This window comes from Paenibacillus sp. 203 (assembly GCF_037027525.1).
Classification (GTDB): domain Bacteria; phylum Bacillota; class Bacilli; order Paenibacillales; family Paenibacillaceae; genus Paenibacillus; species Paenibacillus polymyxa_B.
Map to the genome: position 1 here is coordinate 565,041 of NZ_JAXCHD010000002.1, position 14,898 is coordinate 579,938.

The 14,898-nt window shown below is 41.8% G+C and carries 15 protein-coding genes, 1 tRNA gene and 1 pseudogene; 5 read left to right on the top strand and 12 right to left on the bottom strand.

All coding sequences use genetic code 11. The features are described from left to right. Window positions 1-41: 41 nt before the first annotated feature. From WA407_RS05805 to WA407_RS05815, 3 genes and pseudogenes are all read right to left on the bottom strand, one after another. Window positions 42-222, bottom strand: a pseudogene (locus tag WA407_RS05805) (class II aldolase/adducin family protein); the annotation flags it as partial. Window positions 223-570: 348 nt separating this feature from the next. Then, the gene (locus tag WA407_RS05810) at window positions 571-1,677 is read right to left on the bottom strand and encodes a GntR family transcriptional regulator (protein WP_061828631.1); all 1,107 of its coding nucleotides are present in this window, start codon (window positions 1,675-1,677) and stop codon (window positions 571-573) included. 198 nt (window positions 1,678-1,875) lie between these two features. Further along, window positions 1,876-3,027 (bottom strand): sn-glycerol-1-phosphate dehydrogenase, encoded by a 1,152-nt coding sequence (locus WA407_RS05815; protein ID WP_336076952.1) that lies wholly within the window; start codon window positions 3,025-3,027, stop codon window positions 1,876-1,878. Window positions 3,028-3,195: 168 nt separating this feature from the next. Here WA407_RS05815 and WA407_RS05820 point away from each other — a divergent pair, with 168 nt between their 5' ends. Beyond that, window positions 3,196-3,399, top strand: coding sequence for a hypothetical protein (locus WA407_RS05820; RefSeq protein ID WP_061828633.1), 204 nt, complete (start codon window positions 3,196-3,198; stop codon window positions 3,397-3,399). A 112-nt stretch (window positions 3,400-3,511) separates the two neighbouring features. On the opposite strand, the gene fabV is transcribed toward WA407_RS05820, so the two are convergent. Next, the gene (gene fabV, locus WA407_RS05825; RefSeq protein WP_336076953.1) at window positions 3,512-4,693 is read right to left on the bottom strand and encodes an enoyl-ACP reductase FabV; all 1,182 of its coding nucleotides are present in this window, start codon (window positions 4,691-4,693) and stop codon (window positions 3,512-3,514) included. A 168-nt stretch (window positions 4,694-4,861) separates the two neighbouring features. Next, entirely contained in the window at window positions 4,862-5,218 is a 357-nt protein-coding gene (locus tag WA407_RS05830) for a winged helix-turn-helix transcriptional regulator (RefSeq protein ID WP_336076954.1), read from the bottom strand. Between the two features lie 199 nt (window positions 5,219-5,417). Here WA407_RS05830 and WA407_RS05835 point away from each other — a divergent pair, with 199 nt between their 5' ends. Continuing rightward, window positions 5,418-5,948 carry an NAD(P)H-dependent oxidoreductase gene (locus WA407_RS05835; protein WP_235308005.1) on the top strand — a complete coding sequence of 177 codons (531 nt, stop codon included), beginning with the start codon at window positions 5,418-5,420 and terminating at the stop codon, window positions 5,946-5,948. Between the two features lie 93 nt (window positions 5,949-6,041). Here the strand turns inward: WA407_RS05835 and WA407_RS05840 are convergent. After that, window positions 6,042-6,126, bottom strand: a tRNA-Leu gene (locus tag WA407_RS05840). Window positions 6,127-6,503: 377 nt separating this feature from the next. Here WA407_RS05840 and WA407_RS05845 point away from each other — a divergent pair. Then, the gene (locus tag WA407_RS05845) at window positions 6,504-6,944 is read left to right on the top strand and encodes an N-acetyltransferase (protein ID WP_235308004.1); all 441 of its coding nucleotides are present in this window, start codon (window positions 6,504-6,506) and stop codon (window positions 6,942-6,944) included. 14 nt (window positions 6,945-6,958) lie between these two features. Here the strand turns inward: WA407_RS05845 and WA407_RS05850 are convergent, their stop codons facing one another. Both WA407_RS05850 and WA407_RS05855 read right to left on the bottom strand, forming a co-directional pair. Then, window positions 6,959-7,477 carry a GNAT family N-acetyltransferase gene (locus tag WA407_RS05850; protein ID WP_235308003.1) on the bottom strand — a complete coding sequence of 173 codons (519 nt, stop codon included), beginning with the start codon at window positions 7,475-7,477 and terminating at the stop codon, window positions 6,959-6,961. Between the two features lie 73 nt (window positions 7,478-7,550). Beyond that, a complete protein-coding gene (locus WA407_RS05855) occupies window positions 7,551-8,066 on the bottom strand; it encodes a hypothetical protein (protein WP_235308364.1) in 516 nt (171 codons plus the stop codon). Between the two features lie 300 nt (window positions 8,067-8,366). Here WA407_RS05855 and WA407_RS05860 point away from each other — a divergent pair, with 300 nt between their 5' ends. Continuing rightward, on the top strand, window positions 8,367-8,879 hold the full coding sequence (locus WA407_RS05860) for a hypothetical protein (RefSeq protein WP_235308002.1): 513 nt from the start codon (window positions 8,367-8,369) through the stop codon (window positions 8,877-8,879). Between the two features lie 275 nt (window positions 8,880-9,154). Beyond that, on the top strand, window positions 9,155-9,649 hold the full coding sequence (locus WA407_RS05865; protein ID WP_235308001.1) for a hypothetical protein: 495 nt from the start codon (window positions 9,155-9,157) through the stop codon (window positions 9,647-9,649). 202 nt (window positions 9,650-9,851) lie between these two features. On the opposite strand, the gene nspC is transcribed toward WA407_RS05865, so the two are convergent. From nspC to htpG, 4 genes are all read right to left on the bottom strand, one after another. Next, on the bottom strand, window positions 9,852-10,991 hold the full coding sequence (gene nspC, locus WA407_RS05870) for a carboxynorspermidine decarboxylase (RefSeq protein ID WP_013309650.1): 1,140 nt from the start codon (window positions 10,989-10,991) through the stop codon (window positions 9,852-9,854). A gap of 8 nt (window positions 10,992-10,999) precedes the next feature. Next, entirely contained in the window at window positions 11,000-12,199 is a 1,200-nt protein-coding gene (locus tag WA407_RS05875) for a saccharopine dehydrogenase family protein (protein ID WP_013309649.1), read from the bottom strand. A gap of 315 nt (window positions 12,200-12,514) precedes the next feature. Then, a complete protein-coding gene (locus tag WA407_RS05880) occupies window positions 12,515-12,775 on the bottom strand; it encodes a bacteriocin immunity protein (protein WP_235308000.1) in 261 nt (86 codons plus the stop codon). 157 nt (window positions 12,776-12,932) lie between these two features. Further along, on the bottom strand, window positions 12,933-14,813 hold the full coding sequence (gene htpG, locus WA407_RS05885; RefSeq protein WP_336076956.1) for a molecular chaperone HtpG: 1,881 nt from the start codon (window positions 14,811-14,813) through the stop codon (window positions 12,933-12,935). Between the last annotated feature and the right edge of the window lie 85 nt (window positions 14,814-14,898).

Sequence of the window (14,898 nt, forward strand, 5' to 3'; positions counted from 1 at the left end):
AGCAGCACCAGATCCACTAAGGTGAATTCTGGATTCCGAACGAAAGAACGGTACAGTGCCAGATGATGTGTAGGCGTATCTGACGAAGGCCGAAGGTCAACCTCGACAATATCGTCTTGTAGAATCAGTACAACCAGTTGCTCCGCTTTCAGTTCTTCATAGGCCACGCCTTGGAAGAGCCAAATTGCCCTCCCATACTTCCTTTTTCAATTGTTCTAATATGTATAAGACACACCTTTTACTATCATTTCTGAAATCTGCAATGGAGGAGGTGACTGAAACTAACTTCAAATGGAAAATTACAGGAAGGTCTTAACGACCCTTTATCCTGGTTCCGCTTTCATTATATGATTGTACGTACAACTTAGCTAGTCTTTTTTTATGTATTTTCTCGATAGATTTATGTACTCATTTTCAGAAAAAATATAACAAAAACAGCCTATTTCTGCAATCCAGAAAACAGACTGTTCGGTATGACGAGAAACATGCCATCAAATATTAAGCGTTAAAGCTGTATACTTACTAACTTGTCCTTACATATTAAGAAATAAAACCGACTGATCTTCCAGCCTAGTGTTCTCCAGGCATGACCTGGACAGGCCCAGTAGATTCACGAACGATGAGCTCAGGAGGTAGAATTAACTGACGATCTTCTTCATGGTACCCCTTCTCTTCAATCATCGACAGCATGGTATCGGCAGCACGTAACCCCAACTCTTCCTTTGGATGCCGAATTGTCGTTAGCTTGATTTCCGTTGCTGTCGCCAAAAATGAATCATCAAACCCAACCAACGATAGATCATTGGGAATGTTCAGGCCCACCGAACGTACAATATCTAGGAGTCGAACAGCCAGCTCATCATTGTAGGTCACCCATCCAGTAGGACGCTCTCCCGCCTCCATCGCCAATAGCCTCGACGCACGTTGTAGCGGAATCTCATTTTTTTCTTCTGTCCGGTAAGTCGTTACTGCGTTCGGGTGTAGTGTCACACCATATTTGCGGTGAGCGGCCACAAATCCCTTCATACGAAGAATCCCCTGCATATCATCGGTTTTGAAAAATCCGGCCAAGCGTCGGTGCCCCAGCTTAATCAGATGCTCTGCCGCCAAAAAACCACCCTTTTCATCATCTACTCGCAGACATGGCGCATCCATTTCCTCATAACGCGCATTGATCATCAAATAAGGGATTTGGCGATTTTCCACGGTTAAATAATAGTTCAGATTGGGATTACGCTCTCCACTTTTGGTCGGTTCGATAATAATTCCGCTCAGCGGTTGACTCAACAGCATTTCCAGGCACTGACTTTCTTGCTCAGGGTCATTACCTGTGCTTGACAGCAGCATCTTATAGCCCTGACGACTCAATTTGGATTCGATTCCCTGTACAATGGATGGGAAAATATAATCCGATATATAGGTTGTAATGACTCCAATCGTCTTTGGATCTTCGGGCTGCTTGCTGTCCCGTGTCGCGACAAAGGTTCCCTTGCCCTGCATCCGAAACAGCCAGCCTTCCTGCACCAGCTCACCCAGCGCCTGACGCACCGTTTGCCGACTAACGGCAAATTGTTCAGACATTTCATGCTCAGATGGAAGCTGGCTTTGTGGTTCCAGTTTGGATGAATGAATCCAGGACAAAATTTCCTGTTTAACTTGTATATATTTAGGCGCCATAATTTCCTCCGTACTTGCAATATCGTGTACCTGTTCATATTCCACGATTATAGCATACCGTTCATTTGTACATACAAATGTTACAGGAACAGGATATCGTCGTATTGCTGCCGGAGGTGTAAACCCATTCGCTTATCCCTTCCTTGCCACACATGAGTGGCTGAATATCTAAAGGACAATTTGTGTAGAGGTTGCACATTACGAACGAAGCAATTGATGTTCATTCATATACTTAAGTCCAGTATAGCGATCACGCAAGGTATGAGCCGTGCGCAATGCACGAGCGAGCTGTTCCTCCGTAACCCCCAGCTCGGCAATGGTAGATGGGCCTCCGACCTGAGCCAGCCATGCACGCATCTGCTCCGACGTAGGCAATTCCAGATACACCTTAAATGCCTCTACATCCTGACTGGCTGCTAAATCCCTGTACAGGTCAGACAGCAATGCGGATGCTACGCCTACTTTGGCACCATGCAAAACTTGCTTGCGTCCCTCTGCAATAAAATCCATTTCAATTCGGTGGGAAATATGGTGCTCTCCCCCTGACGCTGGACGAGAATGATCTATCATCAGCATCGAAATACCGGATGCAATCAGCGCATTCATCAATACCTCGACCCCAGCCTTGCTACCTGCCGCAATCTCATCGACATGTTCTATACAGGCACGCAAAGCCTCCTCGGTAATGCGATTAGCCACAGGTGAATACGGCTCGTTTCCCAAATCTCTGGAAACATGCCAGTCCGCTAGTGAGGTGAACTTACCGAGCATATCGCCAAAACCGGCCGCAGTCATCGTTTGTGGCGCATTTGCCAGCACGGACAAATCAGCAAAGATCGCCTCTGGCGGAACTGCTTGGAATGTCTGCTTGCTGCCATCCACAATTAGTGGTGCGCCTGCGGAGGTAAAACCATCCACCGAAGCAGCCGTCGGTACTGACAAGAACGGACGATTCATTTTATAACATACGAAGCGAACCAGATCATGAATCGTGCCAGAGCCTACAGCAAGTACAGCCTGACTCTTATCCGCCACACCCAGCAGCACTTTCATAATGTAGGTTTCATCAGCAATCACATCCCCTACAGCATTCGGAGGTAAGAGAACTACATCAACTGTCAAACCTGCCTCACGAATCAGCTCAGCCACTTTTGTTCCAGCCGCCACCGAAGTATACTCATCTTCTACCAGAGTTACATGACGATAAACCTGTTGATTCAGATAAGGGGCAACAGAGTCCAGTGCTCCATCCCGTACCTCAATAAACAATTCAACCTTTCGGTGAGGATGATCAGCGTTACTAGCCTGCGCCTCTTCGTTCCACAGCTTGATCTGTTCATTCATATTCATTTCATCAGCCTCCTGAAAAAGGAATAATTTGCACAAGAATGCTCCATAATGATTAATAGATTCCGTTTGAAAACGATTACTATTTAATTGTACGCACAAGTATGTGTCCAAGTCCAGCGAAAAAGTACAAGTTGCTTTTTAATTTACACATTCGAAAGGAACATGTTTATGAAATTTGGAACGGATATTGCCTGCGCACTTGGGTTATTGGCAGGTACAACGTTTGGCAGTGGTATTGCTTTTTTGTTCGGCTGGCAAGCTTATCGGGCCCTGACTTCTGTTGCAGTCTTTGGCGTTGTGGGGATTGTCATTACCATTGCCGTTTTTCGCTTGCTGCACCGTAAGTCACTTTCCACGTCTAATTCTCGATAAATACTGCCGGTGAAACGAGTGCAACTTGTTTTTTTGCCAATATACATAAAAAACGGGTCTCTTAAGCAATTGTATCGCTTGAGAGTACCCGTTTTTGTTTTACAAATATCACTTATGAAAGTGTATCAACCTCTGGATTAACGTCTAATTCATAATCAATTTCATCAAACCCGAATCCAAATAATTGGAGGAAATCCAGACGGTATTGTTCGAGATCACCCAATTCAGATACGTTTTCTGTAGTGATTTCGGACCAAGCTGCTTTGACAGCCTGCTGCACATCGTCTCTCATTTCCCAGTTATCCAGCCGAATGCGTCCTTCTTCATCCGTTTCCACAGTGGACCCACTGTATAGCGTCTCGAACAGACGTTGTGCCTGCTCAATACATCCCTCGTGCAGTCCCTTTTCCTTCATGACCTTAAACAGCAAAGAAATATACAAAGGTACGACTGGAATAGCCGAACTGGATTGTGTAACCAAAGCTTTATTCACAGAAACGTAAGCTTTTCCATGATAACGCTCCAGTTGCTTTGTTAAAGTATGTGCTGTAGCTTCCAAATCATTTTTAGCTTGGCCAATGGTTCCTTTACGATAGATAGCCTCCGTAATTTCGGGACCAATATACGAGTAAGCCAGTGTGGTTACCCCTTCAGCCAGCAGATCAGCTTCTTCCAACGCTTTTAGCCACAAGGACCAATCTTCGCCACCCATTACCGTGATGGTGTTCTCAATTTCCTCCTGCGTAGCCGGTTCTAGCGTAATTTCTGATACGACACCTGTATTCGTATTCACTGTTTTATTAGAAAAAGACTGTCCGATAGGCTTGAGAACGGAATTAAAGGTCTCACCCGTATCGGGATGTGTCCGTCGCGGTGAAGCGACACTATATACAATCAGGTCTACCTTGCCCAGCTTTTCCTTTACCAGCTTCAACGTCTTCTGCTTAATTTCATGAGAAAAAGCATCTCCATTAATGCTTTCCGCTATGTAGCCAGCTGCTCTGGCCGCTCTTTCAAAGGCTACCGTATTATACCAGCCTGCTGAAGCCGTGCGCCCCTCTGATGCGGGGCGTTCATAGGATACCCCTATGGTGTCCGCTCCCAGACCGAAGCTCGCAGCAATACGAGAAGCCAGCCCGTATCCAGTAGATGCTCCGATCACAAGTACCTTTTTAGCTCCTTGTATTGATGTGCTGTCTTTGATGTAGTTGATCTGACGGTTAACATGAGCCGCGCATCCTGCAGGATGTGCAGTCGTACATATGAAACCACGGATTTTCGGTTTAATAATCATTGCAAGGGTCCCCCTACTTTAGCATTCATTTAATATGGATGGAATGGTTGTCCAGTCATAACTATATAGCAAATCAGCTTGCGGCTCAACACATAACATAACACTTGAAGACAGCCGAAGAAAACTACCGTAAACACCATAGTCTGCAACGCTTTTTTACTCCACTATTCATTTTGAATCATTTTCTAACAACATCACATCTTCTCCTTGCTGTTGTCTTATTATGATATTAGCTCTCCCCCAAGAACACATTAAGTCAATAATTTCATTTGCTGAAATTCCATATTCCGTTATATAATACTCCACTTTTGGAGGCATTTGATTATACACATGTCTACCTATGATACCATCCTTTTCAAGTTCGCGAAGTTGCTGTATAAGAACCTTTTGAGAAATGCCTGAAATACTACGCTGTACTTCACTTGTCCTTTTTCTACCAGACATTAATAAACATATGATTAATGATTTCCATTTACCTCCGATGATCTCAAGTGTTGCTTCTATGCCTAAATTATATTGTTTCATAGTACCACCTCTTTAACGCTAAAAATAACAAAGTTTATCTAATTAATTCTATAATCGCATATCTTCACTTTAAGTCCAATGCATACTTTCAAGTAACTATCTTACTTTATTGTGTGTATTTACTTTTTTTGAAGCATACAGAATAATAATAGAGCATCTACAAAGGCACAAATATGTTACGTAAGAAAGGTGATTTATGATGAAAACTCTTGTGATTTTAGCTCATCCCAATATCGAAGATTCTAGAGTAAATAACAGATGGAAACGAGAATTACTTCAATATACCAATGAAATTACAATTCATGAGATTTATAAAAAGTATCCAAACTGGAGCATTGATGTTTTGAAAGAACAACAGCTACTTGAAGCATACGATAATGTCATATTTCAATTCCCTTTGTATTGGTATAGTTACCCTCCTTTATTAAAAAAGTGGTTCGATGATGTTTTTACCCATGGATGGGCTTATGGTTCAAAGGGTGATAAGTTAAAAGGAAAGAAGCTAGGGATAGCCATGTCCATTGGCGATAAAAAAGAAAATTACTTACCTACTGGTTCCGTTTCTTTTACTGTAGATGAAGTTATAGCACCTTTTAAGGCAAGCGCAGTGCATGTTGGCGCCATAACATTACCCTATTTCGCTGTCTTCGGAGCCTCGTTTCAAGCAAGCGACGAAGACATTGATCAGAGTGCAAAAGACTATATTAAATATATATTTCAGTATAAATAAAATAGTTATAATGGTACGCGCATCTTAACCATATAAAAACAGGCTCTTGGTGGCATCCAGCCAATCCAAGAACCTGTAAATGTTAGGCTATGATGCGGTCGAGAGGACTCGAACCTCCACGGGGGGTTAGCCCACACGGACCTGAACCGTGCGCGTCTGCCAATTCCGCCACGACCGCATATTATGTATTCACACCGATGTTTTTCAATCACGGTAATTTAGATTATATCTTCCATAGAACATAAAATCAAGCTATTTTTATATTATATTTTCTATGAATCATTTCCGTAAATATTAGAAAATCACTGGATATCACAAACCAGATATGGTAAAATGGGTCCATCAGGAAAGGAGGTGCGTCAACATCAATAATCACATGTTGAGCGTATCCCTTACCCGGTCCGTTATTCTCTAATTTACAGAGTTGACGGAGGCGCGGGATACAGATCAAAGCTTTAAATAAGCGCCACGGGTAGAAAGACCGTCCTCGGACGGTCTTTTTTATTTCAGCATCATCTATAAGATTACATACTGCACTGTGAAAGAGGAGATACGATGTCGATTAGACCCGCAAATGTGGAAGAGCTCAACGAGTTGGCAGCCATCTGGCTAGATGCTTCCATAGAAGCCCATCATTTTATTGCTCCGCAGTATTGGGCATCACAAGTTACCGAGATGGAAAACAGGTACCTTCCTCTCGCTCAAAACTACGTTATCATACAAGATGATCATAGCATTGGCGGCTTCGTTTCCATGTTGGATGGATACTTAGCAGCTCTGTTTATACGTGTTGATTCTCAAAGAAAAGGCTATGGCCAGTTACTACTAGATTGGGTGAAGAAGCAACATAATGAGATTCAATTAAAGGTATACCAGTCGAACACGAAAGCATTTAACTTCTATACTAAAAATGGATTTACCATTCAAGCGGAATCTGTTGATGCCGAAACTGACGAGAAAGAATTTGTAATGGTATGGACAAAACATGAACGATAATGAAGCACCATTAGCTATACAATCTTTTTATTTAACCCATAGACCTCGGTATATAAGATTTCTTTAAACGGAGCAAAATCCTGTTCAGCCAGCGCACCTGGATAGCTCATTATTTGAAGCCGCAGATCAGCCTGTCCTTCTCTTAAAGGAGGCTGTACATAGTCAAAATGGTTCAGATGAAATCCCAAACGTTCATAAAAACCAATTCTTCTCCGAGTCCACTCATCCACTGGTGGCTCAACCTCCAGTACTACTTGTTTATCGGGCTGTGAAATAAACTTGCTCATAAGCTCTTTACCTAACCCACCACCTCGTATAGCCGAATCTACGGCAATATGCTCTACAAACCGAAAATCTGTAAACTCCCATCCCGCCAAAAAAGCAATTGTTTGCCCTTGTTCGTTCTTTTCAGTCATGATGCGATAGCTCGGATGCTTCAATAAAGCCTTTTGAGACTCAAACGACCTGCACTCTGATTCTGGAAAAGAAGCCTCCATGATCGCATATATTTCAGAAAAATCGTGTTCATTCATCTTATATCCCTAGCTCCTTTACCCCTAAATCCCCCAAATCGTAGGCTGTATTCCTTAAGAGAAAGAGGAATGTTCAGACCATGTTTAATTCCATAAGCGTCAGCAATATGTGTTCCAACAGCTCTGGAATGTCTTCCATCTGATCTTCGTTAATTTGTCTGGAAAATCGGAGTTCAATCCTATTTTGGTATGTAGATGTCTTCTCTCCGTAAATCTGACTAAGCGTTTGTACCGGTCGAAGATCGGGCTTCCAAATTTCGGTCAGTATATTTTCAATCCGGCTGCATTGTGACTCAATTTCACGAATTTCCATGTAAAAACTCAGCAACAAGACACATCCCGGAATTTGATCTTTGATTTCCAAAATTTCCGCAGCCAAGTTGTTTAAATCTGCCTTCAGTTGAATCTCTGCTGTCACACTCGGGTGTTCTCTCAGTCTGAATTGGACAGCAAATTCACGTGACATCACAGACATTTCCAATCTGTCGATTCGCTGCGTAATGTCAATACGTGAATCTAGATTATCCAGATCGTATACTGTATTTTCCATGGCCACTTTTAAATTATCAAAAACCGTCGGATCGAACATATATTTTTCACCTCCAATTATGGAGTATAACATAGCTTGTGTTACTCCTAAAATAGGATGCCCCTTTTCACGACAGCATATTAAGACGGGATTTTATAGTATACAGTAAGTTGGCTAACTCTTAATTGAAGTTTAGTGAATAAATTTGTAAAAACGCATAATTGTGACAAAAAAATATATATTTTTGTTTATAGTTCCATTTTTATTCCATTTTATTGGGATTCAATATATAATAATGGATGAGACTGGCTATATATATTCGTTTAAATCCCAAAATATAAGAAGGGAAGAGATTATTAAATGAAAAAGGCAGTTTTTTCTACACTAGGTCTTGCACTTCTATTAAGCACATCCACCGCCGTTGCATCTGCTCAAGAAGCAGCACCCGCATTACAAAAGGAATCTATCCAGCCTTCTAATTCATGGTATACCGACGTAGAGCCTAATAACTGGTTTGATCAAGCCACTGGAATAACAGTAGGAGGTGGCATCGATATCTATGGGAACTTTGGAAAATTCATTTCTGAAGGCAATATAGGTTATGACTTTGCTGATTATTATAAGTTTACAGCTCCTCAGTCTGGATTTTATGAATTTAACATTCAAGGGGAAATATATCCTAATTCATGGATGATGCTTAGTGTGGCTGACAGCAATGGAAGCATCAAAAGAAGTGCAGAAGATCGTCAATACCGTTTAGGTTTAAATCTTAAAGCCGGACAAGATTACTACTTGTTAGTAGAGGTAGCCAATCCTGAGGTTGGTCAATTGTTCGACTATAGAGTTACTTCCACGATTAAACAAATCAATTAGTAAAGTTGAAGCATAACAAAAAACGCGATCCTTTTTACTGGGTCCACGTTTTTACATCTTTGAACCCCTATTATCTTACGGCAAATATAGCTATATCGTCGTAGAAGAACTGACGATTTTACGTTCATATCTTCTTCGTCTTATGGCTCGTTTGTACCTTCTACTTATTTTGTGTATATCCTTTTCTATTGAATGATATATATAAATAATTCAGAAAAAATTACTCATATATTCATTTAAGAATATAACCCCTAAAAAGAGAGGTGTTTTATTTCATGAAAAAGACATTGTTAGCTTCATTAGGCCTGACACTTATGCTAAGTACTTCTGCCAGTGTCGCTTTAGCCGAAGAAGCAAATACAACAAAAGACTTAACTCCTGCCTCTGTACTTGAATATCATGAGCAGGAACCAAATGATAGTTTTGAACAGGCTAACTACTATTTTATAGGTGATGCTGTTATCGGAAGACTTGGTGCAGAGGGAGTGCCTGGAGTCTGGGAAGCCTACGATGTATATAAAATCAAGGCTTTTGAATCACAAAAAGCTCATTTTACAATTCAGGGAGACAGATATTCAGATTCCTGGTTGCAAATGACTGTTTACGATAATACTGGTAGTAAAATGAAACGTTCAAGAGATGGTCAATATTCTTTAGATGTAGAACTTGAAAAAGGTAAAGAATACTACCTAGCCGTCGAGGTTTTTCCAGGACTTCAACCTGGAGGACATATATTTGACTATAAAGTCTCTTCTGAAGCTGTAAGGTAGACTAATTAAATTTATGTAACTTTTCAAGTAGTGAATCATTATTTAATACCCGTTGTCGTATTGGATACATGCAACAGGCACATATAAAAACTAAAAAATCCCTAACTACACCAAAAAGCCTCGCTCCTATCTCAAGGGGCGAGGCTTTTGTAATATCAGTCATTCAATTCGGTGTACTCAGTTACTTCACACTCTCTATGTCTTACGACAAACGCGAGCTAAAGTCCTCGTAGGAGAACTGACGGATTACCTTAATGCCTTCTTCGTCGTTGTAGCTGGCGATGGCTGGCAGGTTGACTCCGTTGAACATATGGTTTTTGACCATCGTATAATGAGCCATATCGCAGAACACAAGCTTGTCTCCCGGCTTCAATGGCTCTTTAAAGGAATAGTCACCAATCACATCTCCAGCCAAGCACGTAAGTCCACCAAGTCTGTAGGTGTAAGCATACTCGCCAGGCTTGCCTGCATCAATGATATTTGGGCGATATGGCATAGCCAGCACGTCAGGCATATGACATTCAGCCGAAGTATCCAGAATGGCAATATCCATTCCGTTTTTCATCGTATCCAATACGGTTGCCACCAGATATCCAGTATTCAAAGCAATAGCTTCGCCTGGCTCCAGATAAACCTGCACACCATATTTATCCTGAAAATATTGAATACAGCGTACCAGCGTGTCCAGATCATAGTCTTCTCTGGTAATATGGTGACCGCCGCCGAAATTGAGCCATTTCATGTTCTTAATGTATGGTCCGAATTTCTCATCCACGACTTTAATGGTGCGCTCTAGCGTATCTGAATTCTGTTCACACATCGTATGAAAATGAATACCGTCCACGCCATCCAGATCCTCAGGTCTAAAGTTAGCCAGGGTCACACCCATTCTGGAGTTGTTGTAGCAAGGATCATACAGCGGCGTTTCGATTTCCGAATATTCCGGATTAACCCGAATGCCGATGTCGATTTTTTTGGAAGTTACGCCTTGCACTCTGCTTTTGTAGCGTTTCAGTTGATCAAAGGAGTTGAAAACAATATGGTCAACATACTCCAATAGCTCATCAAATTCACTGTCAACATAAGCAGGCGCGTATACGTGAACCTCTTTGTCCATTTTTTCGCGACCAAGTCGTGCTTCGAACAACGAACTGGAGGTTACGCCTTTTAAGTATTTGCCAACCAGAGGAAAGGTCGAAAACATCGAAAATCCCTTAAGAGCGAGCAAAATACTGCAGCCTGTCCGCTCTTGAACGGAATTTAAAACCTCAAGGTTTTTGACAAGAAGTCTTTCGTCAACAAGATAACAAGGTGATGGAAGTCCTGTAATATCAATATTCATCGCAGACCTCAATCAAGCAACGTTGGCGTAAAGTTCTCTTGCCATGGCAATCCGTGTTTATTTAGTGCTTCCATAAATGGATCTGGATCAAATTCCTCAACGTTGTAAACGCCTGGTTTTTTCCAGATACCTTTGATGATAAGCATTGCGCCGATCATGGCAGGAACACCAGTTGTGTAAGAAATGGCTTGGGAGCCAACCTCTGCATAACATTCCTCATGATCACAAACATTGTATACATAATACGTTTTTGGTTTTCCATCTTTCACGCCTTGGATGATGCAACCAATGTTCGTTTTGCCTTTTGTTCTTGGTCCCAGAGAAGCCGGGTCTGGCAAAATAGCTTTTAGGAATTGCAGTGGAATGATTTGTTGTCCTTCGTAATCAATAGGCTCGATCGAAGTCATGCCTACGTTTTGAAGTACATTCAAATGATTCAGATAATTGTCCGAGAACGTCATCCAGAAGCGGATTTTTTTCACGCCTTTAATATTCACTGCAAGAGATTCCAGTTCTTCATGGTACAAAAGATATATATTTTTCGGTCCAATTTCAGGAAGGTCGTATACCTTTTTCTCAGATAGTGGCTCAGTTTCAATCCATTCTCCGTTTTCAAAGTAACGGCCCTTCGCCGTAATTTCACGAATATTGATTTCCGGATTAAAATTAGTTGCAAAAGGATATCCGTGATCCCCTGCATTCGCATCCACAATATCAATCGTATGAATTTCATCAAAGTAGTGCTTTTGAGCATAAGCCGTAAATACTCCAGTTACGCCTGGATCAAAACCGCTGCCCAGCAGAGCTGTAATTCCTGCTTTTTCGAATCTTTCTTTGTAGGCCCATTGCCAGCTGTATTCAAACTTCGGCGTATCCGGCGGTTCATAGTTCGCCGTATCAACGTAATGAACACCTGTCTCAAGGCAAGCATCCATTATCGTCAAATCCTGATAAGGGAGAGCCACATTGATAACTACATCCGGTTGAAAGCTTCGAATCAAGTCAATGACCATGTCGGTGTTGTCAGCATCAAGCTGAGCCGTTTGTATCTTCGTACGACCTCCACCCAGCTTCTCTTTAAGCGCATCGCATTTCTCAACAGTTCTACTTGCGATACAAATTTCTTCAAATACATCTGGGTTTTGGCAACATTTATGCACCACAACGCTGGCCACGCCACCGGCGCCAATAATCAATGCTTTTCCCAAAATAAATAACCTCCTTATTCCATACGCTAATCGCTAATCATTCTTGCAAACAAAATGATTATAAAGACATCCCACCAAATAATCAAGAAAAACGACAATTTGCTGTATCAAAATTCACAGGAACATGTCACAAAAACTTTACAAATCCCAAAATTAGGCATAAAAACTCCGTAAAGTGTGCAGAAAACCAACATTACCCCATACACTCCAGGGAAGTCAGAACGTATTTAACGGAAGTTTTTTTGAATCTAATGCTCATAGCCCTAAAGAGTTAATACTATCTTATTTCTAAACAAAAGACCACCCCTCCGCATCCTATGAAGAAGATTCATGGGGTGGTAAAATAATGGGCTGATAGCGTAATGCCTCATCTACGATCTCTGCTGGACTCAAGTCACGTTCATCCCAGTAGATCAAATTACTGATCCCCGGATGGGGCGTATTTTGCTTCACTATGGTCAGCATGCTGTCGATTTCCTCTTCTGTTCCCTCACCTCTGATGATTTTTCCCACTAACTCTATAAGCTCACTTCGGTCCAAATTTTGGAGTTCCTTTCTATCTCTATCCAGACTCATATAATTGCCCTCCTTTGTATTGAGTATGATCGGCATTGTGTGGGCCCATCCCTTCTTCTGTAAGCGCTATATGACCTATTATGGAGATTTAAGAAGTGTTTATGATAAATAAAGCCGCCCCCAGTATGGGAACGGCTCTATACAGTAATAAAGCTTGTTAAACCATGATTTTGCAAATATCGTTCGTGAATTCAACCGGATCTTGCAGTGGCAAGCCTTCGATCAGCAAAGCCTGATTATACAGTAATGCCGTATAGAGGTTTACCTTCTCCTTATCCTTGTCAAAAGCTTCTTTCAAAGAGTTGAACACCGCATGGTTTACGTTGATTTCCAGCACTTTATTCGCTTTGACATCGGCGTTATTAGGCATGGCGTTCAAGATTTTTTCCATCTCAATCGTCACTTCGCCGTCTGCGGACAGACATACCGGGTGTGTCTTCAAGCGCTTGGAGGCTTTAACACTGGATACCTTGCCTTCCAGCAAGCCCTTCATATACTCGAACAGCTCTTTGTTGTCGTTTTGTTCTGCTTCTGTTTCTTTCTCGTTTTCGTCAGGCTCAATGCCCAGATCGCCGCTCGATACAGATTTGAATTCTTTCTCTTTGTAGCTTAAGAGCATTTTAATAGCGAACTCATCAATATCATCGGTGAAATACAGAATTTCGTAGCCTTTGTCAGCCACCATTTCGGTTTGCGGCAGTTTTTCAATACGCTCATTGGACTCCCCGGAAGCATAATAAATATACTTCTGATCCTCTGGCATACGCGATACGTATTCGTCCAAAGTAACCTGCTTTTTCTCTGTAGAAGAGTAGAACATGAGCAGATCCTGGAGAGTTTCTTTATGTCTGCCGTAATCGTTGTAGACACCAAATTTTAATTGTCTGCCAAATGATTTGTAGAATTGATCATATTTCTCCCGGTCATTTTTGAGCAAGGTCAGCAATTGGCCTTTGATTTTACTTTCGATATTTTTAGCAATCAGCTTCAGCTGACGGTCATGCTGCAGCATTTCTCTGGAAATGTTGAGTGACAGGCTTTCGGAGTCAACCATACCTTTGACAAAGCTAAAATAATCCGGCAGCAGGTCAGGAGATTTTTCCATAATCAGCACACCGTTGGCATACAACTCCAGCCCTTTTTCATATTCCTTGGAGTAGAAATCAAACGGAATATTTTCAGGAATAAACAGAATAGCTTGGTACACTACCGCGCCATCCGCACTGACGTGGATATGCTGGAGCGGCTTGTCGTAGCCATAGCGTTTTTCCGCGTAGAAATTTTGATAATCCTCGTCGGTCAGCTCGCTTTTGTTTTTTCTCCAGATAGGAACCATGCTGTTAATACGCTGTTCTTCTTCGTAATCCTCGAACTCGTTGTCGCTTCCCTCTTTCAGACGCTTGCCTGTAATATCCATTTTAATCGGATAGCGGATAAAGTCGGAGTATTTTTTAATCAGTGCTTTTAAACGGTACTCGTCCAAATATTCATCGTAGGACTCATCTTCGGTGTTTGCCTTGATTTTCAGAACTATCTCGGTTCCGACCTCGTCCTTCTCAGCTGCCTCAATGGTATACCCGTCTGCACCTGTGGATTCCCATTTATATGCAGTATTGCTTCCCAAAGCCTTGGTAGTCACTGTAACCACATCTGCTACCATGAAAGCTGAATAGAAGCCAACGCCGAATTGACCGATGATGTCATGACCATCCTTGGATTCATTTTCATTTTTGAATGCCAATGAACCGCTTTTAGCAATAACACCCAGGTTATTTTCTAGTTCTTCCTTGGTCATACCAATCCCGGTATCACGCAGGGTTAGCGTTCTGTTATCCTTATCGGCAGTTACTTTGATATAATAATTTTCTTTGTCAAAGACCAGTTGTTCATCCGTCAATGCTTTGTAATAAATTTTGTCAATCGCATCACTTGCATTGGAGATCAGCTCTCTTAGGAAAATTTCCTTTTGCGTGTAAATCGAGTTAATCATCATTTCGAGCAGACGCTTGGACTCAGCCTGAAACTGTTTTTTCTCCATTCGGATATCTCCTTTCAAATATGAACCTATGTAAGGCCAGCCGATATGAGCTATGCAAACGATTCAACTTTGTTAGCACTCCCAT